This is a genomic window from Frankia sp. R43 (genome assembly GCF_001306465.1).
GTDB classification, from domain to species: Bacteria; Actinomycetota; Actinomycetes; order Frankiales; family Frankiaceae; genus Parafrankia; species Parafrankia irregularis.
On the sequence record NZ_LFCW01000001.1, the window covers coordinates 1,460,732 to 1,487,232 of the forward strand.

24 protein-coding genes are annotated in these 26,501 nt (G+C 70.9%); 1 reads left to right on the top strand and 23 read right to left on the bottom strand.

Annotation, left to right across the window (positions count from 1 at the left end; genetic code table 11):
* Positions 1 to 27: 27 nt before the first annotated feature.
* The 6 genes from rlmN to rpsB form a co-directional block, all read right to left on the bottom strand.
* Positions 28 to 1,170: a 23S rRNA (adenine(2503)-C(2))-methyltransferase RlmN gene (gene rlmN / locus ACG83_RS05495; RefSeq protein WP_054564989.1), complete on the bottom strand. Its 1,143-nt coding sequence runs from the start codon at positions 1,168 to 1,170 to the stop codon at positions 28 to 30.
* A 140-nt stretch (positions 1,171 to 1,310) separates the two neighbouring features.
* Entirely contained in the window at positions 1,311 to 2,537 is a 1,227-nt protein-coding gene (locus ACG83_RS05500) for a phosphatidate cytidylyltransferase (protein ID WP_369812853.1), read from the bottom strand.
* 152 nt (positions 2,538 to 2,689) lie between these two features.
* Positions 2,690 to 3,247 carry a ribosome recycling factor gene (frr, locus tag ACG83_RS05505; protein ID WP_054564991.1) on the bottom strand — a complete coding sequence of 186 codons (558 nt, stop codon included), beginning with the start codon at positions 3,245 to 3,247 and terminating at the stop codon, positions 2,690 to 2,692.
* Positions 3,244 to 4,041 (bottom strand): UMP kinase, encoded by a 798-nt coding sequence (gene pyrH, locus ACG83_RS05510; protein ID WP_006544168.1) that lies wholly within the window; start codon positions 4,039 to 4,041, stop codon positions 3,244 to 3,246. The genes frr and pyrH overlap by 4 nt, the downstream gene beginning before the upstream one ends.
* 310 nt (positions 4,042 to 4,351) lie before the next feature.
* Entirely contained in the window at positions 4,352 to 4,966 is a 615-nt protein-coding gene (locus ACG83_RS05515) for a translation elongation factor Ts (RefSeq protein WP_054564992.1), read from the bottom strand.
* A 245-nt stretch (positions 4,967 to 5,211) separates the two neighbouring features.
* Positions 5,212 to 6,147, bottom strand: a complete 936-nt coding sequence (gene rpsB / locus ACG83_RS05520) for a 30S ribosomal protein S2 (RefSeq protein ID WP_054564993.1) — start codon at positions 6,145 to 6,147, stop codon at positions 5,212 to 5,214.
* Positions 6,148 to 6,895: 748 nt separating this feature from the next.
* Here rpsB and ACG83_RS05525 point away from each other — a divergent pair.
* On the top strand, positions 6,896 to 7,477 hold the full coding sequence (locus ACG83_RS05525; protein ID WP_054564994.1) for a M23 family metallopeptidase: 582 nt from the start codon (positions 6,896 to 6,898) through the stop codon (positions 7,475 to 7,477).
* A 95-nt stretch (positions 7,478 to 7,572) separates the two neighbouring features.
* Here the strand turns inward: ACG83_RS05525 and pip are convergent, their stop codons facing one another.
* The 17 genes from pip to ACG83_RS05605 form a co-directional block, all read right to left on the bottom strand.
* Positions 7,573 to 8,529 carry a prolyl aminopeptidase gene (gene pip / locus ACG83_RS05530; RefSeq protein ID WP_054564995.1) on the bottom strand — a complete coding sequence of 319 codons (957 nt, stop codon included), beginning with the start codon at positions 8,527 to 8,529 and terminating at the stop codon, positions 7,573 to 7,575.
* Positions 8,530 to 8,778: 249 nt separating this feature from the next.
* Entirely contained in the window at positions 8,779 to 9,978 is a 1,200-nt protein-coding gene (gene dprA / locus ACG83_RS05535; protein WP_054565445.1) for a DNA-processing protein DprA, read from the bottom strand.
* Positions 9,975 to 11,528, bottom strand: coding sequence for a YifB family Mg chelatase-like AAA ATPase (locus ACG83_RS05540; RefSeq protein ID WP_054564996.1), 1,554 nt, complete (start codon positions 11,526 to 11,528; stop codon positions 9,975 to 9,977). The genes dprA and ACG83_RS05540 overlap by 4 nt, the downstream gene beginning before the upstream one ends.
* A complete protein-coding gene (locus ACG83_RS05545; RefSeq protein WP_054564997.1) occupies positions 11,528 to 11,884 on the bottom strand; it encodes a YraN family protein in 357 nt (118 codons plus the stop codon). The genes ACG83_RS05540 and ACG83_RS05545 overlap by 1 nt, the downstream gene beginning before the upstream one ends.
* 249 nt (positions 11,885 to 12,133) lie before the next feature.
* On the bottom strand, positions 12,134 to 12,430 hold the full coding sequence (locus ACG83_RS05550; RefSeq protein ID WP_006544176.1) for a DUF2469 domain-containing protein: 297 nt from the start codon (positions 12,428 to 12,430) through the stop codon (positions 12,134 to 12,136).
* Positions 12,427 to 13,149, bottom strand: coding sequence for a ribonuclease HII (locus tag ACG83_RS05555; RefSeq protein ID WP_054564998.1), 723 nt, complete (start codon positions 13,147 to 13,149; stop codon positions 12,427 to 12,429). The genes ACG83_RS05550 and ACG83_RS05555 overlap by 4 nt, the downstream gene beginning before the upstream one ends.
* A gap of 5 nt (positions 13,150 to 13,154) precedes the next feature.
* Positions 13,155 to 14,510 carry a signal peptidase I gene (gene lepB / locus ACG83_RS05560; RefSeq protein ID WP_054564999.1) on the bottom strand — a complete coding sequence of 452 codons (1,356 nt, stop codon included), beginning with the start codon at positions 14,508 to 14,510 and terminating at the stop codon, positions 13,155 to 13,157.
* A gap of 207 nt (positions 14,511 to 14,717) precedes the next feature.
* A complete protein-coding gene (gene rplS, locus ACG83_RS05565) occupies positions 14,718 to 15,074 on the bottom strand; it encodes a 50S ribosomal protein L19 (protein WP_018640599.1) in 357 nt (118 codons plus the stop codon).
* Between the two features lie 425 nt (positions 15,075 to 15,499).
* Entirely contained in the window at positions 15,500 to 16,279 is a 780-nt protein-coding gene (gene trmD, locus ACG83_RS05570) for a tRNA (guanosine(37)-N1)-methyltransferase TrmD (RefSeq protein WP_054565446.1), read from the bottom strand.
* 87 nt (positions 16,280 to 16,366) lie between these two features.
* Positions 16,367 to 17,014, bottom strand: a complete 648-nt coding sequence (gene rimM / locus ACG83_RS05575; protein WP_054565000.1) for a ribosome maturation factor RimM — start codon at positions 17,012 to 17,014, stop codon at positions 16,367 to 16,369.
* A 39-nt stretch (positions 17,015 to 17,053) separates the two neighbouring features.
* The gene (locus ACG83_RS05580) at positions 17,054 to 17,287 is read right to left on the bottom strand and encodes an RNA-binding protein (RefSeq protein WP_006544182.1); all 234 of its coding nucleotides are present in this window, start codon (positions 17,285 to 17,287) and stop codon (positions 17,054 to 17,056) included.
* Entirely contained in the window at positions 17,288 to 17,728 is a 441-nt protein-coding gene (gene rpsP, locus ACG83_RS05585; protein ID WP_054565001.1) for a 30S ribosomal protein S16, read from the bottom strand.
* A gap of 263 nt (positions 17,729 to 17,991) precedes the next feature.
* Positions 17,992 to 19,572 carry a signal recognition particle protein gene (ffh, locus tag ACG83_RS05590; protein WP_054565447.1) on the bottom strand — a complete coding sequence of 527 codons (1,581 nt, stop codon included), beginning with the start codon at positions 19,570 to 19,572 and terminating at the stop codon, positions 17,992 to 17,994.
* 49 nt (positions 19,573 to 19,621) lie between these two features.
* Entirely contained in the window at positions 19,622 to 19,756 is a 135-nt protein-coding gene (locus ACG83_RS47560; protein WP_255354688.1) for a hypothetical protein, read from the bottom strand.
* A gap of 321 nt (positions 19,757 to 20,077) precedes the next feature.
* Positions 20,078 to 21,391, bottom strand: coding sequence for a signal recognition particle-docking protein FtsY (gene ftsY / locus ACG83_RS05595; RefSeq protein ID WP_054565002.1), 1,314 nt, complete (start codon positions 21,389 to 21,391; stop codon positions 20,078 to 20,080).
* 215 nt (positions 21,392 to 21,606) lie between these two features.
* Complete coding sequence (locus ACG83_RS05600; RefSeq protein WP_054565003.1) at positions 21,607 to 25,407, bottom strand: AAA family ATPase; 3,801 nt, start codon at positions 25,405 to 25,407, stop codon at positions 21,607 to 21,609.
* A 530-nt stretch (positions 25,408 to 25,937) separates the two neighbouring features.
* Positions 25,938 to 26,135 carry a hypothetical protein gene (locus ACG83_RS05605; protein WP_054565004.1) on the bottom strand — a complete coding sequence of 66 codons (198 nt, stop codon included), beginning with the start codon at positions 26,133 to 26,135 and terminating at the stop codon, positions 25,938 to 25,940.
* Positions 26,136 to 26,501: the final 366 nt, after the last annotated feature.

Genomic DNA, 26,501 nt, shown 5'->3' on the forward strand with positions numbered 1-26,501 from the left:
GCCCGGCAGGGCTCCCGAACGCCACGGCTAGCGCCCCGTCCGCCGACGGGCCGGCGGTTCGGCCGCGAGCTGGCCGCACGCGGCGGCGATCTCCCGGCCGCGGGTGTCGCGCACTGTCGCCGTGACGCCCCGGGCTCGCAGTCGATCCACGAAGACCCGCTGGCCGCGGGGGGCGCTCGCCTGCCAGGACGAGCCGTCCGTCGGGTTGAGCGGGATCAGGTTCACATGTGCCAGCTGGCCGGCGAGCAGGGCGCCGAGGGCGTCCGCCCGCTCGGGAGAGTCGTTGACGCCGTCGATCAGCGCGTATTCGATGCTCACCCGCCGGCCGGTGATGCGGGCGTAGTCCCAGGCAGCCTCGAGGACCTCGGCCACGGGCCACCGCGTGTTGATCGGAACGAGCTCGTTGCGCAGCTCGTCGTCCGGTGCGTGCAGCGAGAGCGCGAGCGTCACCGGAAGCCCCTCACCGGCCAGCCGGCGGATCCCCGGCACCAGGCCCACCGTGCTCACCGTCAGGCTCCGCGCCGAGAGACCGAGACCGTCCGGCGTGGGCTCGACGAGCCGCCGCAGCGCGGCGAGCAGGGCGTTGTAGTTCGCCAACGGCTCGCCCATGCCCATGAACACCACGTTGGACAACCTGCCGGGCCCACCGGGCAGGCCGCCCCGAGTCATCGTGCGAGCCGCGTCCACCACCTGTTCGACGATCTCGGCCGTCGAGAGGTTGCGGGTGAGACCACCCTGGCCCGTCGCGCAGAAGGGACAGGCCATACCGCAGCCCGCCTGGCTCGAGACACAGACGGTTGTCCGCTGCGGGTATCGCATCAGCACGGACTCGATCTTGGCGCCGTCAACCGTGCGCCAGACGGTCTTGCGGGTCTGGCCACCGTCGCAGTCCGCCGTGGTGGCGGCGGTGAGCAGCCGCGGCAGCAGCGAGTCGACGAGCGTCGCCCGGACCTGCGCGGGCAGGTCGGTCATCGCGGCGGCGTCCTCGGCCCGCAGATGACGGGCGAAGTAGTGCCGGGCGAGCTGGTCGGCCCGGAAGGCCGGCAGGCCAAGCGACTCGGCCACGGCACGCCGTTCGTCGCGGGAGAGGTCCGCGAGGTGACGCGGCGGGCGAGACCGCCCTGCCACCAGTGGCAGGAGGTCTCCGGAATCGGCGGTCGTGGCAGTCATCGCCTGTCCAGTCTGCCAGGCAGTCCGGCGAGACGGCGCCCCGGTGATCCACGAGGCCCGTTCGCCGCCCCGGGTCTGCGCCGGTCAGAACGCGCCCGCGGCCCCGCTGAGCCTCGCCCGGTCAGTCGAGGTCGGCCCGGTCAGCCGAGGAACGCGGTGATGAGCAGCCAGGCCACCGGGGCCGTGCACAGCAGGGAGTCGAGGCGGTCCATGATCCCGCCGTGGCCGGGCAGCAGACTGCCCATGTCCTTGATGCCGATGTCCCGCTTGAGCAGCGACTCGCCCAGGTCACCCACAGTCGCGGAACAGGCGGTGGCCACCCCGAGCAGCGCTCCCTGCCAGATCTCGCCGTCCAGCGGCCAGGTCATCAGGACGGCGCCGACGATGACGCAGCCGACGATCGACCCGGCGAAGCCCTCCCACGACTTGCCGGGCGAAACCGACGGAGCCAGCTTGTGACGGCCGCCCGAGAGCACACCTGCCGTGTAGCCGCCGATGTCGCTGGCGACCACCGTGCCGAGGAACGCGATGGTGCGCCAGTGGCCGTCCGGCGCGGAGGTCAGCAGGGTGGCGAAGCCGGCCGGAAAGCCGACGTACGCGGCGGTGAAGGCGCAGGCCGCGAAGTCCCGCAACCGTGCCGCGCTGTTCGCCGTCGTGGGATCGCGCACGCCACGGACGGCGACGGCGGCGAGGATGGTGCCCGCCAGGGCCAGCACGAGTCCGTTCGTACCGGCGCCGTAGGCCGCGACAGGCATCGCGACGGCACCCGCCGCCAGTGGGACCAGCGGGACCGTCATCCCCGCGACGTGCAGCGCACGGACGACCTCGTAGGTCCCGATCGCCACCGCGGCGCTGACCACGCCCACCCAGATCGGGTAGAAGGTGAACAGCGGGACGAGGATCACCGCGCCGAGGACGATCCCCACCGCGATCGCGGCGGGGAGGTCACGGCCGGCCCGGATCACCCGCCGGCCGCTCTTCGCGGTGTTCTTCGCGGGCAGGCCCCCCGCGGCCGGCTGCTGGTCGCCTTCCAACGGCGGCTGGGCTGCCGGCCCGCGGCCCGCCGCATCACCGCCGCGACCGGTACCTGGCCCGACGACCGGGGCGGACGCGAGATCAACGTCCCCGGCCAGCGGTCGGGTGACCCGCTCCGAGCCGGCGGCACCGTTCGAACCGGCGGCACCGTTCGAACCGCCGGCACCGTTCGAACCGCCGGCACCGTGCGGACCACCGATGCCGTGCGGACCACCGATGCCGTTCGAGGCATGGCCGCCCGGAGCAGGCCCGTCCGCCGGGACGAAGCCGTGCTGCTCCGTTCGGAGACCGTCCCGTCCCGGGTCGTCAGGCGTGTCGGCGCGGTCAGTCACAGCCGTGTCCTCGGGCGGCATTCCCAGGGCCGGGATACTCACCGCTCCGCCCATCCCATCCGTTCCTACCGGCACGCCCGGCACGCCACCCCTGGATGGTCCGAGGTGGCGGATGGGCACGGTGCCGCATATGGCTGAACGCTGCTCGGGGGTCAGACCGAGAGCAGGTCCGACTCCTTGACGCGGAGAAGTTCATCGACCTGCGCGACGTACCGGTGGGTCGCCTCGTCGAGATCCTTCTCGCCACGCCGGCCCTCGTCCTCGCCGGCGTCACCGTCACGGACGATACGGTCGATGGCGTCCTTGGCGTGGCGCCGGATGTTGCGGATGCTGACCCGGGCCTCCTCGGCCTTGGTGCGGGCCACCTTCACCAGCTCACGGCGGCGCTGTTCGGAGAGCTCCGGAAAGACGCAGCGGATGATCGCACCGTCGTTGCTCGGGTTCACCCCGAGGTCCGAGTCCCGGACGGCCTTCTCCACCGCACCCAGCGACGACTTGTCGTAGGGGGTGATGATGACCATGCGCGGCTCGGGGATGTGGAACGAGGCGAGCTGCTGGACAGGGGTCGGCGCACCGTAGTAGTCAACGAGGACCTTCCCGAAGACCGCCGGGGTGATGCGGCCGGTCCGGATGTTCCCGAAGTCCTCCTTGGCGACCGAGACTGCCTTGTCCATCTTCTCCTCGGCCTCGAGGAGCGTGTCGTCGATCACCGCGTACCTTCCGTTCCGTACGTTTCGACACCGACCAACGTGCCGATCTTCTCACCCCGGACAGCCCGGGAGATGTTCCCCTCGGTGAGGAGATCGAAGACGACGATCGGCAGGTCGTTGTCCATGCACAGGCTGATCGCGGTCGCGTCCATCACTTTCAGGCCGCGCGCGAGAACCTCACCGTAAGTGAGGGTGTCGAACCGAACGGCGGCGGGATTCGTCGCAGGGTCGGAGTCGTAGACCCCGTCGACCTTCGTCGCCTTGAGCACCGCCTGGGCCTTGACCTCCAGCGCCCGCTGGGCGGCCGTGGTGTCAGTCGAGAAGAAAGGCGCCCCCAGACCCGCACCGAAGATCACCACTCGGCCCTTCTCCAGATGGCGGATCGCCCGCAGGGGAAGGTAGGGCTCGGCGACCTGGCCCATGGCGATCGCCGTCTGCACCCGCGTCACGATGCCTTCCCGCTCGAGGACGTCCTGCAGCGCGAGGCAGTTGATCACCGTTCCGAGCATGCCCATGTAGTCGGCCCGGGCGCGGTCCATCCCACGCTCGGCCAGGGCCTGCCCGCGGAACATGTTTCCCGCGCCGACGACGATGGCGACCTCGATACCCGACCGGCTCACCCCGGCGATCTGGCGTGCGATCGTCGAAAGGGTGACGGGGTCGATCCCCAGCGGCTCCCCGCCGGCGAACGCCTCACCGGAGAGCTTCAGCAGCACCCGGGTCCATCGCGGCTGGGTGTCAGTGCGGTCTCCAGAGTCGACTGCACCCACGGCGTTGTAGGCGTCATCGGTCACGGGGAGGCTCCTTCGCCGTTAGCCGGGATCATCGGCCTGGGACGTTCATGCTGACTGCAGTCTGCCGCACGACTCAGGCACGGCTGCCCGTGGGGCCGCGTGGCGCGTCGACGAGCGCGAACTGTGGCCGGCCGGATCGGGCCGGTGCAGATCGCGCCGCCAAACGTCACCGTGTGCCGTGTGATGCCCGCGAACGCGAGGGGCCGCAGAGGCGAAGGACCGCAAACCGACGTCGGCCGGACATCCGCAGAGGGTTCATCCCCTGCCAGATGCCCGGCCGTCTCTCCCCACCGGCGTGGCGAGCGCCTACTCAGGCCTGCCGCACGTTGAACCGCGCGAACCGGCCCACCTCGATCTTCTCACCGAGTGAGGAGCCCGCCTGCTCCAGCAGGGCACGGATGGTGATCTTGCCATCCTTCACCCAGGGCTGGTCGAGCAGCACCGCGCTCTTGATGTAGCCGTTGACCTTGCCCTCGACGATCTTCGGGATGGCGTTCTCGTTCTTGCCCTCTTCGCGGGCCGCCGCCTCGTAGATCTTCCGCTCGGCTTCCAGCACCTCGTTCGGGATCTGCTCCGCGGTCACGTACAGCGGGTCGGCCGCCGCGATGTGCTGAGCGAGGTCACGCGCGAGCTGCTTGAAGTCCTCCGTCTTGGCGACGAAGTCGGTCTCGCAGCGAAGCTCCACGAGGACGCCGAGCGTCGGCGGAAGCTGCGGGTCGGTGCGGTGGAGGTAGGACTCGACAAGCCCGTTCACCGTGCTGCGGCCCGCGCGCTTGGCGACGCCCGCGAGACCCTTCTCCCGCAGCCAGGACTTGGCCTTCTCGAAGTCGCCGTCGTGATCGACAAGCGCCTTCTTGACGTCGCTCATCCCGGCGCCGGTGAGTTCCCGGAGCTTGCGGATGTCGGCGGCTGTGATGTCTGCCATGGTGCTCTTCTCGTCAGTTCCGATTGCTGGCGATGGTCAGCGTTGCTGGAAGTCTCGACGTCGGGACTACGCGACGCCGCCGCACGGGCGCCACCCACTCCGACCGCCGCCGCCAGCGGCGGTCGACGGCCTCCCGGACGGACGCCTACCCCGCCGCCCGGCTGCCGGGCGGCGGGGCTGGAGCAACGTCTCACGGCGGTACGCGCAGACCACCGGGAGACGTCGCGAGGTCGGGTCTGGCTTTGTCAGACGGCGGTGCCGACCGCATCCGGCTGGGGCTGCTCCTGCTGCTCCTCCTGCTGGCCCTCGGCGGCCGTGGGCTCACTCGCCGCCGCGGAAGCGGCCGCAGCCGGCTCGGCCGCAGCGGGCTCGGCCACGGCGGGCTCGGCCGCGGCGGGAGCGGCGTCGCCGCGCAGCAGCGCCTGCTCCCACTCGGCCAGCGGCTCCTCACCCGTGGACTGCTCGGGCTTCGCCTCGGCGTTGCTCGACGCGCCGGCGCGTGACATCAGGCCCTCGGCCACCGCGTCCGCGACGACCCGGGTGAGCAGGGCAGCGCTGCGGATCGCGTCGTCGTTGCCCGGAATCGGGTAGTCGACCTCGTCCGGGTCGCAGTTGGTGTCCAGGATCGCCACGACCGGGATACCCAGCTTGCGGGCCTCACCGACGGCGATGTGCTCCTTCTTGGTGTCAACGACCCAGACCGCACTCGGCACCCGGCTCATGTCACGGATACCGCCGAGGGTGCGCTCGAGCTTCGCCTTCTCCCGGGTCAGCACGAGCTGTTCCTTCTTCGTGCGGACCTCGGTGCCACCGGTCAGCTCGATCTCCTCGAGCTCCTTGAGCCGCTGGAGACGCTTGTAGACCGTGGAGAAGTTCGTCAGCATGCCGCCCAGCCAACGCTCCTTGACGAAGGGCATGCCGACCCGCAGGGCCTGCTCCTCGATCGCCTCCTGCGCCTGCTTCTTCGTCCCGATGAACAGAACGGTCCCACCGTGGGCGACCGTCTCCTTGACGAAGTCGTAGGCCCGGTCGATGTAGGACAGGGTCTGCTGGAGGTCGATGATGTAGATGCCGTTGCGCTCGGTGAAGATGTAGCGCTTCATCTTCGGGTTCCAGCGCTTCGTCTGGTGCCCGAAGTGGACGCCGCTCTCCAGGAGCTGCTTCATGGTGACGACGGCCATGACTGGCGTCGCTCCCTTCTCGCCCGGCACGTTGACCGGGACGCCTCGGTTGTGACGGCCCCGGCGAGAGCCGGAGACCCCTGACGCCCGACTGGCCGTGGCCGCCGCGGGGCGGCGGACCGAGGAGGCCCTCCCGGTCGTGACCGGGAGCAGGCGTGCGAACTGAGCCCACCGAAATGGTCGGAGACCGGCTGCTGCCGGCCGCCGACCACCGCCAATGGGGCCCACGGCGCCACAGACGGCCCAGCCGGGCGGCCGGGACACCAACAACGCCGAGGCGACCTCGGCAGATGGACTCCCGTCAATGATACCCGGCCTCCGTGACCGCTCCCTGACCGAGGCCCGGGGCCGCCCGCCCGGAGGGACGGCCGCGGAGCTGCTGGTCGGACGGCCCGCCAGCCCGGCAACCGCGGCAAGCGCGCTACCGAACCCGGAAGCTCGGCGCGACGCTCCGGATCGGCGGCCTCTGCCGGGCGAAACCGAAGAGGTCACACAGAGACTCGGCGCGACCCCTTTCGTTTTCGTTTATCCACAACAGACTTCATTAGCCACCGTTTGATGGCGGATTCGTGCACCCTTGTGTTGCTGGCCAAACCGGGCGCCCCCGCCGGCCAGCAGAGCGGCGGTCGGAACCGACCCGAAGGGCCCGACCGCCGCTCATCCATCGGGGCCGCTCCGCCACAAGGCACCAGGGCGGCTCCACTACAAGGACAGTTCGTCGTGTCTGCCGATCCGGAGGCGAACCGCTGTGTCCCACCCACCGCGCCTCGACCCGGCCGTGCTGGTCATCCCGCTGCTCGCGCTGATGATCGCGCTCGTCTGCCCAGGGCGGGTGCCGATCCGGGCATCCGTCAGCACCCCGGTCCCGAGCCAGCCGGCAGTAACCGCGCCGGTGCGATCCGAGCCGGCCGGCGACGCCGCCGGGTGGACCTGGCCACTGCCAGGCGCCGTCACGGTGGCGCGGGCGTTTCAGGCACCTGAGCACCCTTTCGGCCCAGGGCACCGTGGGGTCGATCTGAGTTCCCCGCCGGGCAGCCCGGTCGCAGCCGCCCGCTCCGGGGTCGTCGGCTTCGCGGGCTGGGTCGGCGACCGGTGGGTCGTCACCGTCGTGCACGGCTCGCTGCGCACCACCTACGAACCTGTACGTCCACTCGTGCACGAAGGTGACCAGGTCGCCACGGGAGAGCAGATCGGGCTCCTCGAAGCGGGGCATTCCGGCTGCCCGACCGCGGCCTGCCTGCACTGGGGGCTTCTACGCGGCGCGGAATACCTCAACCCGCTCGCCTTCTTCCACCGGATCCGCCCCCGGCTGCTCCCACTGCTCGGATAGCCCTGCGCAAATGTTCGGCGGAATTGCGCTGACTCCGGTCAGGAACATGCACACTGCCCCGGCCCGCGCCGTACCGAGACTGGAGGTCACACCGGTCATCCCGGAGCGAATCTGGTGAGGGCACGGTGAATCTGGCTGCGCATGGTGTCGCTGCCCGTGTGGCCGGCGTCGGTGACGGCGACGAGTTCCGCGCCGGGCCAGGCGCCAGCAAGCTCCCACGCGGTCTGGAAGGTGCTGCCCAGGTCATGGCGACCGTGGATCAACACCCCGGGTATTCCTGCCAGACGCCCTGCATTACGCAGCAGGACGTCCTCCTCCAGCCAGGCGCCGTGGGCGAAGTAGTGCGCGCAGATGCGGACGAGCGCGAGGCGGGCTGCCAGCGGACGACTGCTGTAGGCGTTCCGCCGTCCGTTCGGCTCCAGGGAGATGACCGCGTCCTCCCAGGCACACCACGCCTCGGCAGCCCGTGCCCGCACCTGCGGGTCGGGATCTTCCATCAGGCACGCGTAGGCCTTGACCAGATCACCCTCACCGCCAGCCCCGGACGTGGCGGAACGGAACCGCTCCCACTCCTGCGGGAAGAACCTCGCCACCCCGCGGTACAGCCAGTCGATCTCCGCACGCCGCGTCATGGTGACTCCGGGGATGACGATCTCCGAGACCCGGCCCGGATGCCGCTCGGCGTAGGCGAGCGCCAGCGTCGACCCCCACGATCCTCCGAAGAGCAGCCACTTCTCGACGTTGAGGTGCTCACGGAGCACCTCCATGTCGGCCAGCAGGTGCTCCGTGGTGTTACAACGCATATCGGTAGCCGGATCACTCGCGTGCGGGATGCTACGTCCACAGCCCCGCTGATCGAAGAGCACCACTCGGAATCGGTCGAGGTGAGGAAACCGACGGGCGCCTACCGAGCAACCCGATCCGGGCCCACCGTGAACGACGAGCGCAGGCTTCCCCTGCGGGTTACCGCAGACCTCCCAGTAGACGAAGTTACCGTCACCGACCGGGATCATGCCTTTCTCGTGTGGTTCAACCGGAGGACTGGTTTCCATACTTTTCACCCCTAGCGCGAAGGGCGTCGGTTCAATTCGCTTCTGGGCGCCATCAGATCGCTGGATGTAATGATATCGATGCCGATAACGGTCGTTGCGCGCTCGGCGATCTGGCCGACGGCATCCACACGGCCGCCGAGCTCATATCCCCTGACTGATCGAGCGGCTCCACAGCCTGCCGGCTACTCGACGGCCAGCTTCGAGCTGCTGCCGGGCAGGACCCGAGAGCCCCAGCCGCCAGGCAGCCGTTCACGATTTGCGGGCAGCCCTGCCACCACCCGCCTGAGAGGATGATCTTCCCAGCGCCGTCAGCCGGTAGCCCGCCGGGGTCGCCTCGACCAGACCCTCCACGGCCAGCGGCCCGAGCAGTGCCAGCACCGTTCCGGGAGGACAGTCGACCCGGCGGGCAAGTGCCGCCACTCCGATGGCCGAACGGGCTGGCATCACGTCCAGCAGCTGCAGGACGAGGTCCGCTAGGCCGTCACGGGCTCGCGTCGGGCCGCTCGGTCGGGGCGCCAGCTCACCGATCTCGCCGATCTCCTCACAGACCTCGCCCGCGCAGGTGACCAGCGCCGTCTCTTCGCGCTGATCACGCAGCAACCGGTGGCAGCCAGCACTCATCGCGCTGGTGACCGGCCCTGGGACCGCCATCACGGTGCGGCCGAGGCGGCGGGCATGACGGACCGTGTTCAGTGCGCCGCTGCGCACACCCGCCTCCACGAGTACCGTGCCCGCACCAAGCGCCGCGATGATCCTGTTCCGGGTCAGGAATCGGCGCCGGTAGGGCGGGCTCCCCGGGGGAGTCTCGCTGAGTACCAGACCGGAGGCCGCGATCTCGTCAAGCAGGTCGGCGTGGGCAGCCGGGTAGGGCACGTCGACGCCACCCGCCAGGACCGCGATCGTCGATCCCCCGGCGGCGAGCGCACCGCGATGCGCGGCCGCGTCGACGCCGAACGCAGCTCCGGACACGATGGTCCAGCCGCGTTCAGCGAGCCCGAAGCCGAGTTCCTGGGCCTGGTGAAGGCCATAGTCCGTGGCCGCGCGACAGCCGACGACCGCCACCGCCCGCCGGGTGATGTCGGCGAGGCCAGCCGTTCCCCGAGCCCAGAGCACGAGGGGCATCCCGTCGTCGCCACTCTTGTCGCCACCGATCCGGTCGAGGACGTCGAGCCCAGCCGGCCAGTCCGGATCGCCCGGGCACAGTGGGCGAGCTCCGACCCGCTCCGCGGCCTCGATATCCTGCCGCGGATCGACACCAGGATGCTGCGCCCTGAGCCGCTCCCACAGGGCCACCTCGCCGACCGCCTGCAACTGCTCGCGCAGTGACGCCCGGGCCGGAGCGGCGATCCGGCTGAGGCCGACGCGCGCAAGTCGACGCGCGTCGACTTCACCACCCGCCACCGGCGCCACCGGAGACGGCCCTGACAGGTGATCCGACGGCCTGCTCATGCCGACCACCCCGGCAGCCGCAGATCGAGGGCGAGGCCGACCTCGGCAGCGCCAGGCCGTTCAACCTCCGCCAGGTCCGCGATCGTCCAGGCGACGCGGAACACCCGGTCCAGCCCACGTGCCGTGAGCAGCCCACGGTCGAACGCACGGTCCGCGAGGCGGGTCGCCTCCGGGAGCAACGGCCACCGATGTCGCCAGGCGGGCCCGGGCACGTCGGAGTTACGGCGCCACGGCGTGCCGGCGAACCTCTTCTCCATCGCGGAACGTGCGCGTGCCACTCGCTCCGCGATCGTCCTGGAGGAGCTCGCGTGCCCTCGGTCCGCTTTCAGCTCCGCCCGGCTCGGCGAGTTCAGCTGGACCTGAATGTCGATCCGGTCCAGCAGTGGGCCTGACAACCGCGCCAGGTAACGCCGACGAACCGTGCTCGGGCAGTCGCAACGGGCGTCCCGCGGGCCGCGGGCACGTGAACAGGGGCACGGGTTCGCCGCCAGGACCAGCAGGAAGCGCGCCGGGAAGCGGGTGGTGGCCCGGGCTCTCGCGACCTCGATCAGGCCGCTCTCCAACGGCTGGCGCAGAGCATCGAGACTGCTACGCCCGAATTCCGGGCTTTCATCGAGAAAGAGCACCCCGTGGTGGGCCTGGCTGGCGAGACCCGGGCGGATGGCCGGGGAGCCGGAGCCGATGAGCGCGGCGGGGGTGGCCGAGTGATGCGGGTTCCGAAACGGTGGCCGGGTGACGAGCGGCCGGCCGACCGGTAGAACGCCCGCCACCGAATGCACGGCCGTGACCTCCAGCGCTGCCCTGAAGTCCAGCGCGGGCAACAGGCCCGGCAGCCGCTCCGCCAGCATCGACTTGCCGGAGCCGGGCGGCCCCAGCATGAACAGGTGATGACCACCCGCGGCGGCCACCTCCACTGCCAGCCGTCCTCGGACCTGCCCCGCGACGTCCGCCAGATCGGGCATCGTCTCCCCTGGATCGGCCGGCTCCCCCGGATCGACCGGCTGCGCGGCGCCTGCCGGGAGGAGCACAGCCGTCGGCCGGCCACGCAGCAGCGCCAACACACCTGCGAGGTCGTGCATGGGCTCGATGACGGCATCGGGAACCAGCGAGGCCTCCGCGGCGTTCGCGACGGGCACAACAATCCGCTCCAGGCCTGCCTCAACGGCGGCCAGAACGGCGGGGAGTACGCCTCGCACCGGGCGGAGCCTGCCGTCGAGCGCGAGTTCCCCGATCAGGATGCGGCTCGCCAGTGCGCCCGAGGGCACGGCCCCGGCCGCGCCCAGAATGGCAGCGGCCATCGCGAGATCGAATCCGCTGCCGGACTTTGGAAGGGTCGCCGGGAACAGCCCAACTGTGATCTTCTGATCCGGCCAGTGCTCGCGGGAGTTCACCACCGCGGCTCGCACCCTGTCCCGCGCCTCGTGCAGGGCCGCGTCCGGAAGGCCGATCAGCGTGAAGCCCGGCAGGCCGCGCCCCAGATCGGCCTCGACCTCCACGAGGCGCCCTTCGATACCGACCACCGCGACGGCCAGGGAGCGGGCGAGAGCCATCAGAAGGCTCCCCGGCGGTGCTCGACCCGGACCGGCCCCTGCTGTTCCCGATAGACCTCGAGAACATCGAATCGCACCACGGCGGGGGGATGGGGATGTTCGGCGAGCCAGCGGACGGCAAGGCGCCGGATACGGGCGGCCTTGCGACCGACGACCGCGGCGGCGCCGCTTCCGTAGCCTGACCCGCTACGTGCCTTGACCTCGCAGAAGACAAGAATGTCGCCGTGGCGCGCGACGATATCGATCTCGCCCTCACGACACCGCCAGTTGCGGGCGAGGATCTCCGCGCCCTCGGCGCACAGATGCTCGGCCGCGACATCCTCGCCGAACCGGCCGAACCGCTGACTGACCCGCATCCGAGGCTCCGTCTCACCGGGGGTCGCACGCCCTCCGGTGAGATCAGGTTCCGCGCTCTCGCCCCGCGGAGACGCTTCAATCGGCTCCCTGTGGATAACCAGCTTTCATCCACAGAGCGGCAACGATGTACGGCGCGCCACCGGGCAACCGGCGGACCGGCACCCCTCCACGTCTCAGGTGACCCCGCCGCGCCGGACATACCGGACACGCCGGACGGACCGAGGAATCCAGCGCTCAGGACCTGGCGCTCAGAGCTCGGCCTTGGTCAGTTCCTCGACATTGATGTCCTTGAACGTGACAACTCGAACGTTCTTCACGAAACGAGCGGGCCGGAACATGTCCCACACCCAGGCGTCCCGCAGCGTGAGCTCGAAGAAGACCTCGCCGTCCGAGCTGTTACGGATCTCGATCTGATAGTCGTTCGCCAGATAGAACCGCCGCTCGGTCTCGATCACATACGAGAACAGCCCCACCACGTCGCGGTACTCGCGGTAAAGCTGGAGTTCCATCTCGGTCTCGTACTTTTCGAGATCCTCCGCGCTCATGCGCTCTCCGTGGCGCCACGCAGGCTGGTCATAGCAACTCTTTCCTCCAGCCGCAGCAATCTTGTTTTCCCCGCCAGCCCCGCCTGGGCGGCGACGTTGACATATGACAGGCGGTGCTCGGCGCACGGCCCGTACCGCGCCAACGCGGCGGTGTGCGCCGCGGTGACGTAGCCCTTGTGCTGCGCGAAATCGTACTCGGCGTACTGCTCGTGCAGACAACGCATGATCCGGTCCCTGGTCACCTTGGCCACGACGGACGCCGCGGCGATGCACCCGACAGCCCGGTCTCCCTTGATCACTGCCAGCGACTCCACCCCGAATCCCTCTACCGCGAACCCGTCCGTCAGCACATAGCCCGGCGAGACACCGAGGCGTGCGACAGCCCGACGCATGCCCATGATGTTGGCGACGTGCACGCCGATTTGGTCGATGTCCGCGGCGGGAACGACGACGGTCGCCACCGCCGCGGCGCTGGCCAGCACGTCCGCGTAGACCTCCTCGCGGACGCGCTCGGTGAGCAGCTTCGAGTCGTTGAGACGTGCGAGCCGGCGGGTCCGACCTGGGTGCAGGATCACCGCGGCGACCACCAGCGGCCCCGCGCAGGCGCCCCGGCCTGCTTCGTCCACACCCGCCACCGGTCCGAGGCCGCAGCGGGTCAGCGCCCTCTCGTAGCCGAAAAGGCCGGCGTCGCTACGGACCGTCGTGCCACGCACATCCATGGGGATCAGGGCGAACCACCCACGTCAGGCCGACGGTCAGCGCGTCGCACGCGCGACCGGACAATCCCCCGGCGCGCACGCGCGGACCTCGGCCACAGACCAACCGCCCGTCCGGACCGCCCGGGCCGTCCCAGCCCGGCACGACGACGCCGACGGCCAGGGACCACGAGCGCCAAGGCCGCCACCGGCGCCAGGAGCGCGTCCGCCGACCCCGGCAGGCCCGCCCCGGACGCGACCGGCTCGTGCTCCGCGTTGCCGCGATTCGCGGCGCTGGCCGACGGCACCCCGGAGAAGGTGTCCGGCACCGAAAGGATGCCGAAGCGCCCGAGTGGCCAGACCCGCACAAACGCGCGGCCAATCACCTTGTCCTGCGGCACCGGACCGTTCTGTCGCGAGTCCGATGACCGGGACCTGTGGTCACCCATCAGCCACAGGTCTCCGTCCGGAACCGTGATCGGACCGAACTCCTGGAAATCGTTCTCGTAGACGTAGGGCTCGTCGAGGGCCTTGCCGTTCACCGTCACGCGCCCGGCGTCATCGCAGCAGGCGACGACGTCCCCACCGACTCCGATCACACGTTTGATGAAGTCCTTCTCGCTGGGGGCGCCGAGGCCCAGCAGCTCCTGAACGTTCCGGACGAACCGGCTCAGCCCGCTGCCGGGCTCGCTGACGACCGACTCCCGCTCGAAGCCGGTGCCCTCACCGTTGAACACCACGATCTCGCCGCGGTGCACGTCCTGGAAGTGGTAGATGACCTTGTTCACCAGCACGCGGTCGTCGATGAGCAGCGTCCGTTCCATCGACTCGGACGGAATCCAGAACGCCTGCACGAAGACGGTCTTGATCAGCAGCGCGAGCAGGAAGGCGACGAGTACCAGGATCGGGAGCTCACGTAGGAACGAGCCCCGCCCGCGGTCCCGGCCGGTGTCCGGCCGAGCGACCCGCCGGCCGGTGGCCGGCGAGGCCCCGCTCCCGTGTTCGTCACGCCCGCGCTCCTCGGGCCCGGACGAAGCGCTCGTCTCCGCCTCGTACGCGGCTCCCAGCACGCCGCCGCCGATGCCCGCGTTGACGCCGGCCACGACCGGCTCAAAGGGCTTGACCAGCTCAGCGGGGTCCTTGACCGGCTCGGCGGGATCCACATCGACGGAGTTGACGGCGCCGACGGGTCGCGCGGACCCGTCATCGGCACCGGAACCAAGCCCGGCGGCGGCGTGATCCGGACGCGAACCCGTCACGCCCGGATCCATGCCAGAAACCGCGGGACCCGGGGCGTCACCGTGCGGCCCAGGACCGGCAGACGCCGGATCGCCTTCACCCGAACCGTCGAACGGTTCGGGTGTGCCGCGGTCGGATCCACTCACTGCGCCACCTCGCCAGGTCGGCCGTCATTCGTCATCGGACAGGCAGAGGCCCGCCAAGGCCGCGGTCTGACCGGACCGCAATCGACCGGATCAGCCCACGACCTGACCATCCTGATGCACCGCCCGCGCGGTGGAGTGGTTTGGTGACCGGCCAGTCGCCAGATACCCACCAACCGGAAGGCCTCTGGCGACGGTTCACCGGGAGCTTCAGCGGCCGACCGGCTCGCGCTTCTCCTTGATCTTCGCGGCCTTGCCACGAAGCTGGCGAAGGTAGTAGAGCTTCGCCCGGCGGACGTCACCGCGCGTCACGACCTCGATGCGCGAGACGATGGGGCTGTGGAGCGGAAAGGTCCGCTCGACGCCAACGCCGAAGCTCACCTTGCGAACGGTGAACGTCTCCCGGACACCGCCGCCCTGGCGACGGATCACCACGCCCTGGAAGACCTGGATGCGCTGGCGGTTACCCTCGACCACGCGCACGTGGACCTTCAGCGTGTCGCCCGGCCAGAACTCCGGCACGTCCGTCCTGCGCGACTCGGCGTCGAGGCTGTCCAGGGTGTGCATGGCAGTCGCTTTCCTCAGGGTTGTCACAGGCAAATGCATGAAACGGTCCGCCGGCCACGACCAGCGTTTCGCTGCGGCCTTCCGACCTCCCGGTCACACGGCATCACACCGGCACGTGGCCGGACGAAGCATGCGCCAGGACGGCGAAGCGGCAGAACAGCGGTTACGCCGGATCGGCGGGCCGACCGGGTGCGCCGGATCGGCAGACCGACAAGGCCACCAACCGACAACGTCACGGACCGACCAGGTCAGTTCAACCAGGCCGGCGGGTGACGGGTCAGTGTTGCGTGACACCGTCGGTCAGGAACCAGCGGACACCGCATCCTACTGTGCCACACGAGCGAGGTGTCCGGTCGGCAGGCCCTGTCCAGGCCACCCGCGCCGCCCCCGCCAGGCCGGATCCGTCACCTGCGCGCGTCACGCCGTCACGCCGTGCTGCCCTCGAGACCGTCGCCGCCGTTCGGCGGGGCACTCCGCGCATTCGGCGCGTTCGCCAGGACCGCCCGGTCAGCCGCGGACAGTTCGATCCGTTCGAGCAGCTCAGGACGTCTGCGCCGGGTACGCAGCAGAGCCTCGTCCCGGCGCCACCGGGCGATGGCCGCATGATCACCGGAGCGGAGGATCGCGGGCACCTCACGCTCCCGCCAGACCGGCGGACGGGTGTATACCGCACCCTCAAGCAGGCCATGCGCGAAGGAGTCGTCGGTGATGGACTCGACGTTGCCGACAACACCGGGAAGCAGCCTCGTCACCGCCTCGACGATCACGAGCGTGGCGGCCTCCCCGCCGGCGAGAACGTAGTCGCCGATGGAGATCTCGTCGTCGGCCCAGGCCTCGACCACCCGGCCGTCGATGCCCTCGTACCGGCCGCAGCAGAAGACCAGCCAGTCCTGCTCCGCGAGTTCGGCCGCATAGCGCTGGGTGAACGGGACGCCCGCAGGCGTCGGAACCACCACGCGAGGACGGCGGGTGGGATCACCACCACTGACGGCCCGCAGCGCCGCATCCCATGGCTCTGGGCGCATGACCATGCCCGGCCCGCCGCCATAGGGAGCGTCGTCGACCGTCCGATGGACGTCATGAGTCCATTGCCGCAGGTCATGGGTGTGGATGTCGACCAGATCCCGGGCGGCCGCACGCCCGACCAGAGCGAGCTCCAGCGGACGCAGGTAGTCCGGGAAGATCGTCAGGACGTCGATGCGCATCCGTCCGCCTTCGTCGGAGAAGGTGCCGTCGGCCGTCGGATCAGGTGCCGTTGGCGCGACGGTGATCCGCCCCACCTCGGCGGCGGATCAGTCGAGGTCGAGCAGGCCAGGTGGCGGGTCGACGACGATGTGGCCTGCCTCCAGGTCAACCGTCGGGACGATCTCCCGGACGAAGGGGATGAGGTGCTCTCCCCCGCCGGCCCTGCTGATCGCCAGCATCTCCCCGGCCGGTGAATGGATCACGTCGATCACGTCGCCGAGCGGCTCGCCCGTGGGCGTCTGCGCCCGCAGGCCGACGAGATCACGGTCCCACCACAGGTCGCCGTCATCGTCGTCGTCGGGTTCCGCCGGTGACCCGGACTCGTCGGAGTCGATGGTCAGCAGGGTGCCCCGCAACGCCTCCGCGGCGTTGCGGTCGCCCACACCGTCGAACCGGACCAGCAACCGGCCGGAATGCCACCGGGAGGTCACGACCCGCAGCATCGGCTGAGTGGACGTCGCCATCGCGCCGAGCGGCGAGGTCGCGCCCGTACCCGTGCTGCCGTTACCCGTGCCGGAGTCACCCGTGGCGGCGGGGACACCCGCCGCCGTCGCCGAGTCACCCGCGACCTGACGGCCCAGCACGGACCCGGGCGCGAAACGCCGCTCGGGCAGGTCCGTCCGGACGTCGATGGTGACATCACCGCGAACACCATGCGGACGCCCGACCCGCCCGACAATGACGGGCTCACCCATGAGAGGTTGCGGCGCGCCCGTGAACGGAGGAGACGGACATCACCGGTCCACGTCGACAACGTCGATACGCAGACCGCGACCGCCCACACCGCCCATCACGGTACGCAGCGCCCGGGCTGTCCGGCCACGGCGACCGATCACCTTGCCGAGGTCGTCGGGATGCACCCGCACCTCCAGCGTCCGGCCGCGCCGGTTACTCGACAGATCGACCCGCACATCGTCGGGATAGTCGACGATGCCGCGGACGAGGTGTTCGAGAGCCGCCTCGAGCACCTACTGCCCCGCGACCGGCTCTGCGGACGCCGTCTCGGCGTCGTCGGCGGCAGCCGACTTCTTCGCCTTCTTCGGGGTCGTCGCCGGCTTGTCCGCCGCGTCGGCGGCCGCACGGGCAGCCTCCTGGAAGACCTCGCGCTTGTCGGCCTTCGGCGCCGGGAACCTCATCGGCGGAGGCGCCGGCAGGCCCTTGAACTTCTGCCAGTCGCCAGTCACCTTGAGGATCGCCAGCACCGGCTCCGTCGGCTGCGCGCCGACCGAGAGCCAGTGGCCGACGCGCTCCGCGTCGACCTTGATGATGCTCGGGTCCGACTTGGGGTGGTACTGCCCGATGGCCTCGATGACCCGGCCGTCCCGCTTGGTACGGGCGTCGGCGACGACGATGCGGTAGTGCGGCTCGCGCATCTTGCCGAGGCGCTGAAGTTTGATCTTTGTTGCCACGGTGGTCGAACGGCTCCAGACATATCGATGACCACCAGAGCTACACGGGCACCCGTGACACCCCGATGGCGGGAGAACACCGCCGACGACAGACCACCCTGGCACTCCCCCAGAACTCCGGGGAACACGCCCGATGGCGGCCACGCCGACGCCGGCAGGCAACGCCGGTATGACCTTACAGTCTGCCAGATCACCTGCCGGGACCGCGCCCGGGGAGTCGGGAGCGTTCCCGATCGACCCCGGCCACCGCGCCCCGATCGGTGTCAGCGGCCTGAACGGGGGCGCCGCGGCGGGGTCCCCTTGCCGCCAGAACCGTTGCCGCCGAGGCCGCTCTGCTGAATCAGAGCCGAGAGGTCCGGCATGCCCTCGGGCCCCGGGGCCATGCCCGGACCGAGCGCGGGCGGCCCGTCCTGCCCGGTCTTGCGATCCTGCGACTGCGCGGCCCGGGCCGCCGGGTTTCCGCTGCGGCGCGCGCCTTTGCCCTTCTTCGGCGCCTTGCGGGCCTGCGCGGCCTTCCCCCGGCCCAGGCCGGGAATCAACCCGGACCCGCCGGCCATCTGCTTCATCATCTTGCGGGCCTCACCGAAACGGTCCAACAGCTGGTTGACCTCGGTGACGGTGACTCCGGAGCCACGCGCGACACGGGCCTTCCGGGACGCCTGCAGGATCTTCGGGTCGCGCCGCTCGGCCGGGGTCATGGAGCGGATGATCGCGACCACCCGGTCCAGGTCGCGATCGTCCACCTGGGCGAGCTGATCCTTGATCTGCCCCATGCCGGGAAGCATGCCGAGCAGGTTGCCGATCGGGCCCATCTTGCGCACGGTCAGCATCTGCTCGAGGAAGTCCTCGAGGGTGAACTCGGCGGTGGCCATCTTCACGGCCATCGCCTCGGCCTGCTCGACCTCGAACGCCTTCTCGGCCTGCTCGATGAGCGTGAGCACGTCACCCATGCCGAGGATGCGCGACGCCATCCGCTCGGGGTGGAAGACGTCGAAGTCCTCGAGGGACTCGCCGGTGGAGGCGAACATGATCGGCGCGCCGGTCACCCGGGCCACCGACAGCGCGGCGCCACCACGGGCGTCGCCGTCAAGCTTGGTCAGGACGACACCGGAGAAACCGACGCCGTCGGCGAACGCCTGGGCGGTGGAGACCGCGTCCTGACCGATCATGGCGTCGAGCACGAAAAGGATCTCGTCCGGCGAGACCGCGTCCCGGATGTCGGCGGCCTGGCGCATCATCTCCTCGTCGACACCGAGCCGGCCGGCGGTGTCGACGACCACCACGTCGAAGACGTGGCGGCGGGCGTGGGCGAGCGCATCCCGCGCGACCCGGACCGGGTCACCCACACCGTTGCCCGGCTCGGGCGCGAACACCTCGACCCCGGCCCGGCCTCCGACGACCTGGAGCTGGTTCACCGCGTTCGGGCGCTGCAGGTCGGCGGCCACGAGCAGCGGGGTGTGCCCCTGGGCCTTCAGCCACCGGCCGAGCTTGCCGGCGAGGGTCGTCTTACCGGTGCCCTGCAGACCCGCGAGCAGGATCACGGTGGGCGGCGTCTTCGCGAAACGCACCGTGGTGGTGCCGCCACCGAGGATGGCGATGAGCTCCTCGTTGACAATCTTGATGACCTGCTGCGCCGGGTTGAGCGACGCGCTCACCTCGGCGCCGCGCGCCCGCTCCTTGACGGCCGCGACGAAACCGCGGACCACGGGGAGGGCGACATCGGCCTCCAGCAGCGCCACCCGGATCTCTCGGGCGGTGGCGTCGATGTCGGCGTCGGTCAGCCGCCCCCTGCCCCGCAGCGACGTGAAGACCTTGTCGAGGCGGCTGGAAAGGGTGTCGAACACGCGCACACACTCCGAGATCGCAGACGAACCGCAGCCACCAGCGTACGCATCACTCGCTGATCCGGAAGCGGGGGTCGGGACGACAGTCGACGCCGATGTGGACGCCGGCCCTGCCCAGCCGAGCCTGGGCCGGCCCACCAGGCCGGCCCAGCCCGGCGAGGCGTGCCCGCACGGAACCCGGCACGAGGCCGGCCGGCTCCGCCCTCTGCGCTGAGGAGGGCGAGACACCTCGCCGGAGGCTCAAAGCCCGACCGAAACTCCTGGCGGACGCTCGGTGACGACCGAGGCGCTCCTGGTCGAGACTGGGCGCGGCAGTCCGCGGATCCCGACGGATCCGCACACGCGGAAAGCGTAGAGCTGCGACTGGCCGCTGGGAAGGCCGGCGACAACCAAGAATGTGGTCCCTGCGTCCACCGGCAACACATCCACCGGCAGCAGGTCCAACCGGCAGGACGTCCACCGGCAGGGCGTCCGAGGACGACGGGTCCGCCGGCGAGCCGTCAGGTCAGGCCGGCTCGCCCAGCAGTGCGTCGACGAACGCCTCGGCCTCGAACGGCGCGAGATCGTCCGGGCCCTCGCCGAGCCCGATCAGCTTGACCGGCACACCCAGCTCCCGCTGCACCGCGATGACGATGCCCCCCTTGGCCGTCCCGTCCATCTTGGTGAGAACCACACCGGTGATGTCGACGGCCTCGGTGAAGACCCGCGCCTGGGTGAGGGCGTTCTGACCGGTGGTGGAGTCCAGCACCAGCAGGACCTCGTCGACCGGGCTCTGCTTGACCACCACTCTTTTGATCTTGGAGAGCTCGTCCATCAGGCCGACCTTCGTGTGCAGCCGACCGGCGGTGTCGACGAGCACCGTGTCGGCGCCGTCATCGATCCCGCGCTTCACCGCGTCGAACGCGACGGACGCCGGGTCACCGCCCTCCGGGCCACGCACGGTCGTCGCGCCCACCCGACCGCCCCAGGTCTCCAGCTGGTCCGCCGCCGCCGCCCGGAAGGTGTCCGCCGCGCCGAGCACGACGGATCGGCCCTCCGCCACGAGCAGACGGGCGATCTTGCCGCAGGTCGTGGTCTTGCCGGTGCCGTTGACACCCACCACGAGCAGGATGGCCGGCCGGTCCGGCGCACTGGTGCGAAGCGACCGGTCCATGCTCGTGCCCACCTGGGCGAGCAGCTCGTCGCGCAACATCGCGCGCGCGTCGGCCGCCGTGCGAGCGCCGAGCACCTTCGTCCGTTCCCGCAGCGCGTCCACCATCTCCGCCGTGGCGGCCACCCCGACGTCCGCGACGAGCAGCGTCGACTCGACGTCCTCCCAGGCCTCCTCGTCCAGGTTGTCGCCCGAGAGCAGCGCGAGCAGGCCGCGGCCGAGCGCGTTCTGGGAGCGAGCCAGTCGGGCGCGCAGCCGGACGATCCGGCCCATCGCGGGAGCCGGCACCTCCAACGGGGCACGCGGAGAAACAATCTCGGGCTCCGCCGTCACCGCCCCGCCGGCGGCCGGAGCGATCTCCTCCGCCGGCTCGGTCGCCCCGCCCGGCACTCCGGCCTGACCGGCACGTTCCGCCGGCTCAGCCGCGGGTTCGGGACCGCCTGGACGAGCCACCGCAGGCGGTGCGCCCGCAGCGAGGCCCGGCGAGGCGCCGGGTGCGACTTCGGTGACGGAACCGGGCGACGCGGCGCCCGCGTCGAGGCCGCTCGAGTCCGGGCCCGGTCGGATCGGGCCCCGCCGGGTGCGCCCCCGAAGCGCGCTACCTGCGACGAGACCAACGACCCCCACCAGGGCGACGGCGATGAGGACGATGAGGATGACCAGCTCCACGCCACGATCCTTACAGATCGCGGCGCGACCATCGCCCGTCCACCCCCGGCGCTATGGCGAACGGGGTGGCCAGACCGTGGGGTTTCGGGCACCGACGCCGGTGGTGGCGCTGGTGACGGGCGCCGCCGATGGCGTTGATGGCGGCGCTGGTGACGGGCAGCGCCGGTGGCGTTGATGGCAGCGCCGAACGTGCCGAGCCCGGCCGGAGCGGCAGGTCAGGCTGAGGCGCGGGCGCGCAGCCGCTGACTGATCACGGTCGTGATGCCGTCGCCGCGCATCGCCACACCGTAGAGCGCGTCCGCGATCTCCATCGTCCGCTTCTGGTGCGTGATGATGATCAACTGGGACTTCTCCCGCAGGCCCTCGATGGCGTTGAGCAGCCGGCCGAGATTGCGGTCGTCCAGCGCGGCCTCGACCTCGTCCAGGACGTAGAACGGCGACGGCCGCGCCCGGAAGATGGCCAGCAGCAACGCGAGCGCGGTCAGTGACCGCTCACCGCCCGAGAGCAGGGACAGCCGCTTGACCTTCTTGCCGGGCGGTCGGGCCTCGACCTCGATACCGGTCGTCAGCATGTCGTCCGGATCGGTCAGGACAAGCCGGCCGTCACCCCCCGGGAACAGTGTCGCGAAGACGATCTCGAACTCCCGCGCCGTGTCGGCGAACGCGGTGGCGAACACCTCGCGGACGCGGGCGTCCACCTCGTCCACCACGAGCAGCAGGTCACGTCGTGTGCTCTTCAGGTCTTCCAGCTGGGTGGACAGGAACGCGGCGCGTTCCTGCAGCGCGGCGAACTCCTCCAGCGCCAACGGGTTGATCTTCCCCAGTCGGGTGAGCTGCTTCTCCGCCCGCGTCGCCCGCTCGACCTGCTGCGCGCGGTCGAACGGCGTCGCCTCGCCATCGGGCTCGTCCGGAGGCACCGGCACGTCCGGGCCGAACTCGGCGACCAGGTCGTCGGCCTCGACGCCGTGTTCCTCCAGGGCCTTGGCCTCCAGCGTCTCCACCCGCAGGCGCTTCTCCGCTCGGGCCAGCTCCTCGCGGTGAGCGGCGTCACGCAGGCCCGTCAGCTCGGTGGCCCAGCCGCGCACCTGCTCCCGGACAGTGCCCAGGGCCTCCTCGGTCTCGCGCCGGGCGGCCTCGGCGGTCTCCCGCTCCGTGGCGGCGGTGGCCAGCGATCGCTCCAGCGCGTCCAGCGCGGTGTCCGCGGCCGCGGCGAGGGCGGCCGCCGCCGCGGCGTGGCGTTCACGTACCTCTCGGCGGCGAGCGGCAGCCGCCCGCGCCGCCCGCTCGTTCGCCGCCGACCGCATGAGTGCGTCCGCCCGGCCGTGCAGGCCACGCGCGCGCTCCTCACTGGTACGCACGGCCAGCCGGGCCTCGACCTCGGCCGCACGAACGGCGGAGGTCTCGGCGACCAGGCGGTCGCGCTGCTGCGGCGAGCGCTCACCGACGTCCGGTTCGGCGGAGCTCGCCGCGAGCTGCGCCTCCAGCTCCGTCAGGGCGCCGTAGGCCTGGTCTCGGGCGGCCTCCGCCGCGAGCCTGGAACGTTCCAGCCGGCTGATCTCGCCGGCCGCCGTGCCGCGGGTCCGCTCGATCTGGGCGAGGTGCTCCGAAAGCGCGCGATGACGGGCATCGGCCCCGTGCCGCTCGGCGAGCACCGCGTCGATCGCGCCCCGAGCCCGCTCCACCTCCGCCCGGGCCGGGCCGAGCTCCTCACGGGCGGCTTCCCGACGGGCCAGCGCCTCGAGGGACCCGCGGTCCGCCTCGTCCGCGGCGGTCTGGACCTCGAGGACCGAAGGCGGCGTGGCGCTGCCGCCCACCGCCGACCGCCGCCCCGCGACGTCACCGTCCCTGGTGACGACCGTCGCGCGCGGACGACCGGCGAGCACCTGGGCGGCGACGTCCAGATCGTCCGCGACGACCGCGTCGGCGAGAAGTTCCCGCACCGCGGCGTCGAAACGCGGATCCGTGACCGTGACCAGCTCCAGCGCCGGCAGCGAGCCGGCCGGCAGCGGCTCGGCAACACCCGGTCCGCGCCCCAGGTCCGCTGTGTCCGCCGCATCCGCCCCGCGCACTGCGTCCGCTGAACTCGCTACATCCGCTGAATCCGCCGCGACCAGAGCGGCGCGGCCGGCGTCGGCACCGCGCAACCAGCGCAGCGCGGCGAGCGCGTCCTCGGACGTCCCCACGAGCAACGCGTCCGCCACCGGCCCGAGGGCGGCCGCGATCGCCGCCTGAGCACCCGGTGCGACGGTCACAAAGCTGGCGAGACGTCCGATGATCTCGATGGACGAGTCGAGCGGCGGGAGCTCGACGACGATTTCGGCCTCGGCCTCGCCGCGACGCCCGGAGCGGCCCTGGCGCTTCTTCCCACCGCCACGCCCGCCTCGGTTGCCGTCCGCCGACGCGCCCACAGAAGCCGCCGGCTCCCCTGTCGGCGGCGATGGCAGCGACGACAGCGACGGCGGCGGCGACGCCGCCGACCCGGACGTGGACTCGACCGCGGCGCGCAGCAGCGCGGTGGCGCCGTCAGCCGGCGCGAGCGAAAGCTCCAGCGCCTCCCGACGTGCCTGCCAGGAGGCACGATCGCGCTCCGCTGCCCGTTCGGCGTCCCGCAACGCCTCCAGGCGTTCGCTGGCGGCCTCGTGTACGGCGACCGCCTCGCTGTGCCGTTCCCCGAGCTCCTGGCGTGCGGTCTCGATCCGGGCCAGCTCGGTGTCGAGCGCCGCCCGGGACCCGGCCGTCTCCTCGTCCCGCGCGTGGGCCGCCTGCAGGGCCTCGGTCATCCGGATGATGTCGGCCTCGGCGGACGCGGCGCGCGACCGGGCCGCGTCCACCCGGCCGGCGAGTCGGGCGAGCCCCTCCCGGTGGTCCGACGCGGCCTTCGCAGCCGCGAGAAGTGCCTTCTCCTCGTTCGCCACCTGCTCCTCAAGAGAGCCGCGACGGGCCACAACCTCTTCCAGAGTCTCGCGGTCCAGCTCCAGCCGCTCCGTCAGCGCGAGCTCCTGCTCCCGGACCGCCGTCGCCTCCTGCTCCAACTCGTCCGGATCGCGACCGCTGCGGCTTTCCTCCGCGGCGCCGAGCAGCCGTGACCGCTCGGCAGCGAGGGATCTGCTCCCCCGCAACCGCTCCCGGACGGAGGCGAGGCCGTACCAGGTCTCGGCCGCCTGGGCCGCCTGGGGAACCACTTCGGCGAGGCGAGCCTCCAGCTCCGCCTCTCGGCGCTGCCCGTCGGCGAGCACTCGCTCGGTGCGGGCCACCCTGGCTCGCAGTGCCTCCTCGTCCGCCGCGTCGGTGACGACGGACGCCCGAGCCGTGGCGAGGTCGTCGGCGAGCAGGCGCAGCCGCGCGTCCCGCAGGCTCGCCTGGATCACGCCGGCCTTGCGGGCGATCTCCGCCTGGCGGCCCAGCGGGCCGAGCTGCCGCCGCAGCTCGGCGGACAGGTCCGTGAGACGGGTGAGGTTGGCGGCCATCGCCTCGAGCTTGCGAAGCGCCTTTTCCTTGCGTTTGCGGTGTTTGAGGACGCCCGCGGCTTCCTCGATGAACGACCGGCGATCCTCGGGGCGGGCATGGAGGACGGCGTCCAGCTGGCCCTGCCCGACGACGACATGAAGCTCCCGGCCGATGCCGGAGTCACTCATCAGCTCCTGGATGTCCAGAAGGCGGCAGGCCGTACCGTTGATGGTGTATTCGCTCTCGCCGCTGCGGAACATCAGCCGCCCGACGGTGACCTCGGAATACTCGATCGGCAACGCGCCGTCGGTGTTGTCGATGGTCAGTAGCACCTCGGCCCGGCCCAGAGCCGGGCGCGCCGGCGTTCCGGCGAAGATGACGTCGGACATCGTGCCGCCGCGCAGCGCCTTGGCGCCCTGCTCGCCCAGCACCCAGGCGATCGCGTCGACCACGTTGCTCTTACCCGAGCCGTTGGGGCCGACGACACAGGTGATGCCGGGCTCGAGGTGCAAGGTGGTCGAGCTCGCGAACGACTTGAAACCCCGCAGGGTGAGACTTTTTAGATGCACCGGGCTCCGGGCGGCGGACGGAACGAAAAACCGTTACCGGACCGATGGTCCACCGGTCCACGACAAGATCAGTCCAACAACAAGATCATTCCAGGTTGGACCTGCTTATCGTACCGAGCGGCACCCGGAGCCTCGACGCGGCGCCCCCGCGCAAGGACTGTCATCCGGCGACCTGCCCACCGGATGCGACGCCCGTGCCACGCCACGCGTCCGACAGCACGCGTCAGGCACCAGGACAGCGCGCCTGCCAGGCGGGCAACGGGCCTGCCGATGGCAGGGCGAACCGCACCCCGCCTCGACCAACACCTGCCTAATACACCTCAGAACACCACATACAGGGCAACACGAGGACGCGCGAGAACCCACCCCGAGCCAGGCACAGCCCCTTCAAGCGCAGCACTCACCCAAAAGGGTGCGCACCAGGGCATGAGGGAGCCCGCCCGGCAAGGAGGTCAGGGACCCTCACCGCGCTCAACCCGGTATGTGGGGCACCCGAAGTGCCCGGATGTGGAACTACTTGTGAGCTCGGCTCAGGTGAGCGCGGGCTCGACCTCGAGTGCCCGGACGTCAGCGGGTACGTCAACCCCGTCGACGAGCGCCTCGTTCACTGCCCGTACGCGTGCGAGCTCAGCCTCGAGCTCCGCTACCCGGGCGCGAAGACGGCGTACCTCGTACGAGAGACGCATGTCGCTGCCAGTACCGACGTGGCCGAATAGGGCCTTCGCCATGGTGATGGTCCTCCACGATGAGTGACCTAGCGGGATGTGTGGGAGCGACGAGATCAGAACGATCAGAGTGCGCCCCAGAGAATGACCTAAGAATCCCACGTCAGGCCACCGAAAGTCAAGAGCATGCCACAAGGCCCACGTGCGGTCCCACGAACATCAGAAAATCCTCGCCCGCGAACACCCGACGGGACACATGGCGGGACCAGATGCAGCAGGTTCGTCCACGGTTCGGCATGTGGCGCCGGTGACACGCGGCTTGTTCCGCGCCGACGGGCTGCCACGATCGGGCCCGTCACCAGCCACGATCATCCATGGACGCAGGGAAAGTCGCCGCGTGCGCGCCAACCAGGCGCATCAATGATCGAC

Excerpts from the sequence above, each read along its gene's own strand:
- ACG83_RS05605 (WP_054565004.1), bottom strand. The coding sequence starts at position 26,135 with ATGGCGAAGGCCCTATTCGGCCACGTCGGTACTGGCAGCGACATGCGT.
- ACG83_RS05545 (WP_054564997.1), bottom strand. The coding sequence starts at position 11,884 with ATGCGGGTCAGTCAGCGGTTCGGCCGGTTCGGCGAGGATGTCGCGGCC.
- ACG83_RS05515 (WP_054564992.1), bottom strand. The coding sequence starts at position 4,966 with ATGGCAGACATCACAGCCGCCGACATCCGCAAGCTCCGGGAACTCACC.
- trmD (WP_054565446.1), bottom strand. The coding sequence starts at position 16,279 with ATGCGCATCGACGTCCTGACGATCTTCCCGGACTACCTGCGTCCGCTG.
- ACG83_RS05555 (WP_054564998.1), bottom strand. The coding sequence starts at position 13,149 with ATGGATGTGCGTGGCACGACGGTCCGTAGCGACGCCGGCCTTTTCGGC.
- ACG83_RS05550 (WP_006544176.1), bottom strand. The coding sequence starts at position 12,430 with ATGAGCGCGGAGGATCTCGAAAAGTACGAGACCGAGATGGAACTCCAG.
- pip (WP_054564995.1), bottom strand. The coding sequence starts at position 8,529 with ATGGAAACCAGTCCTCCGGTTGAACCACACGAGAAAGGCATGATCCCG.
- rpsB (WP_054564993.1), bottom strand. The coding sequence starts at position 6,147 with ATGGCCGTCGTCACCATGAAGCAGCTCCTGGAGAGCGGCGTCCACTTC.
- ACG83_RS05540 (WP_054564996.1), bottom strand. The coding sequence starts at position 11,528 with ATGGCTCTCGCCCGCTCCCTGGCCGTCGCGGTGGTCGGTATCGAAGGG.
- rplS (WP_018640599.1), bottom strand. The coding sequence starts at position 15,074 with ATGCACACCCTGGACAGCCTCGACGCCGAGTCGCGCAGGACGGACGTG.
- dprA (WP_054565445.1), bottom strand. The coding sequence starts at position 9,978 with ATGAGCAGGCCGTCGGATCACCTGTCAGGGCCGTCTCCGGTGGCGCCG.
- rlmN (WP_054564989.1), bottom strand. The coding sequence starts at position 1,170 with ATGACTGCCACGACCGCCGATTCCGGAGACCTCCTGCCACTGGTGGCA.
- rimM (WP_054565000.1), bottom strand. The coding sequence starts at position 17,014 with ATGGGTGAGCCCGTCATTGTCGGGCGGGTCGGGCGTCCGCATGGTGTT.